The 2,146-nt window shown below is 73.4% G+C and carries 3 protein-coding genes; 1 reads left to right on the top strand and 2 read right to left on the bottom strand.

The genetic code is table 11. From position 1 onward, the window contains the following. Together ACFWN1_RS33020 and ACFWN1_RS33025 are read right to left on the bottom strand one after the other, a co-directional pair. A partial coding sequence (locus ACFWN1_RS33020) for a ribonuclease HI (RefSeq protein WP_384370374.1) occupies positions 1-265 on the bottom strand: 265 nt, incomplete at its 3' end. Between the two features lie 33 nt (positions 266-298). Beyond that, positions 299-1,093 carry a VOC family protein gene (locus ACFWN1_RS33025; RefSeq protein WP_384370377.1) on the bottom strand — a complete coding sequence of 265 codons (795 nt, stop codon included), beginning with the start codon at positions 1,091-1,093 and terminating at the stop codon, positions 299-301. A 132-nt stretch (positions 1,094-1,225) separates the two neighbouring features. Here ACFWN1_RS33025 and ACFWN1_RS33030 point away from each other — a divergent pair, with 132 nt between their 5' ends. After that, complete coding sequence (locus ACFWN1_RS33030) at positions 1,226-2,128, top strand: aminoglycoside phosphotransferase family protein (protein ID WP_384370380.1); 903 nt, start codon at positions 1,226-1,228, stop codon at positions 2,126-2,128. The last annotated feature ends 18 nt before the right edge of the window (positions 2,129-2,146 follow it).

Raw genomic sequence — 2,146 nt, forward strand, 5'->3', positions numbered from 1 at the left:
GCCAGGTGGTGACGGCCTTCATCGCGTACTGGGAGTCCATCCGGACCTCCAGCGGCACGTCGGGGTCGACGGCGGCCAGCAGCCGTTCCAGCGCGGTGAGTTCGGCGATGTTGTTGGTGGCCCGGCCGAGCGGACCCGACTCCCAGCGGGCCGGGGTCCGCTCGTCGTCGCCGGAGACCACCCACGCCCATCCGGCCGGTCCGGGGTTTCCCTTCGAAGCCCCGTCGCACGCGGCCACCACACGTTCACGCATGTGCCCGATCATGCCATGGCCGCGACGGGGCCCGGACCGGCCGGGTCAGGCGTCCTCGAAGTCGGGCGTCTCACCCTCGGTGAAGGTGACGTCGATCACCGAGAAGACGACACCCTGCGGGTCGGTGAGAGCGGCGAACCGGCCGAAGGGGCTGGTCATCGGCCCGAAGCGGAGTACCGCGCCCTTCTCGGCGGCGCGGGCCACGGCTGCGTCGCAGTCGTCCACGGTGAAGTAGACGTTGACGTGTGAGGGGACCTCGGGAGGGAACTCCTCGCCCATGCGCATCCGGCCAAGGACCGGGTCGGCGCCGAGGTCGAAGAGCCGGAAGTCGACGTGCCCGTCCGCCATCTCCTTCATCCGGTAGGGGAAGACGCCGGACAGGAAGGCGTCCGCCTTCTCCGGTGCGCGGGTGAAGACCTCCGCCCAGCAGTAGGCGCCGGGGGTGGCCACCGCCTCGAAGCCCTCGTGGGCGTCGCCCTGCCAGACGCCGAACACGGCACCGCTGGGCTCGCGGGCGATCACCATGGTGCCGAAGTCACTGACCCGCATCGGCTCCGTCAGCACCTCGCCGCCGTTCTCCCGGATCTTCGCCGTGGTCGCGGCGGCGTCCGGCGAGGCGAAGTAGAGACACCACTGCGACCGGTCCTCCCGGCCGGGCACGGTCGGGACGACGGCGGCGACGGCCTTGCCGTCCGCGTACGCCTGGGTGTAGCCGCCGTACTGGGACGACGTCTCGCCGAAGGTCCAGCCGAGGACATCGCCGTAGAACCGCTTGGCGGCCTCCAGGTCGGTGAACATCGCGTCGGCCCAGCAGGGCGTTCCTGCGGGTTGTACGGCCATGGCCGCCCTCTCCTTCTGACGGTTCGTCCCGGTAGGTCACGCCAGCCACCCGGTGGGCGGCGCGCTCGGGGACGGTGTGCGGTCCGGTGATCCGGTTTTCTCGGTCGACAGCGGGGACGTGGCGGGCCTTGGATGAGGCCGGTGAGTACTCAGAAGATGCGCGCGGGTGAGATCGGCATCAACGCGGGGCTAGTGGGCCGCCTGGTGGCACGGCGGTTCCCGGCCTGGGCGGGTCTGCCGGTGACCCGGCTGACGTCGTCCGGCACGGAGAACGCGATGTTCCGCCTGGGTCCGGAGCTGGTGGTACGGCTCCCCCGCCATCCGGGCGCGGTCGCGGACGTGACGCACGAGCGGGACTGGCTGCCCCGGCTGGCCCCCGGCCTGCCGGTGGCCGTGCCCGAGCCGGTGGGGTCCGGGGAGCCGGACGACGGTTTTCCCTGGCCCTGGTCGGTCTACCGCTGGCTGGAGGGCGCCAACCCGGTCGCGGGCGCCGTGAAGCAGCCGGAGCGACTGGCCAAGGAGCTGGGGACGTTCGTGGCCACGCTGCGCCGGAGCGCGGCGGTGGACGCGCCGCCGGGCTACCGGGGCGGCCCGCTGAGCGGCCGGGAGGGCTCGGTCCGCGAGGCGCTGGCTCAGCTCGGGGACCGGCTGGACACCGCCGAGGCGGCAGCCCGGTGGGAGCGGGCGCTGGCCGCCCCCGCGTACACCGGCCCGCCGGTCTGGTCGCACGGCGACCTCTCCCCCGGCAACGTGCTGGTGGGCGGCGGGGGCAGCCTGAGCGCGGTGATCGACTTCGGCTGCGCGGGGGTGGGCGATCCGGCCGTGGACCTGATCGTGGCGTGGAACCTGCTGCCCGCCTCCGCACGGACCGCCTTCCGCGAAGCGGTGGGCGCGGACGACGCCGAGTGGGCGCGCGGCCGGGGCTGGGCGCTGTCCGTCGCCCTGGTCCAGCTCCCCTACTACTGGCGCACCAACCCGGTGCTGGCCCAGAACGCCCGGCACACGATCGGCGAGGTGCTCGCCGAGAGCGCGTGACCGGGCGCAGGTCCCGGT

Origin of the sequence: Streptomyces sp. NPDC058459 (assembly GCF_042721685.1) — a bacterium.
Taxonomy (GTDB): Bacteria; Actinomycetota; Actinomycetes; order Streptomycetales; family Streptomycetaceae; genus Streptomyces.

Excerpts from the sequence above, each read along its gene's own strand:
- ACFWN1_RS33030 (WP_384370380.1), top strand. The coding sequence starts at position 1,226 with ATGAGGCCGGTGAGTACTCAGAAGATGCGCGCGGGTGAGATCGGCATC.
- ACFWN1_RS33025 (WP_384370377.1), bottom strand. The coding sequence starts at position 1,093 with ATGGCCGTACAACCCGCAGGAACGCCCTGCTGGGCCGACGCGATGTTC.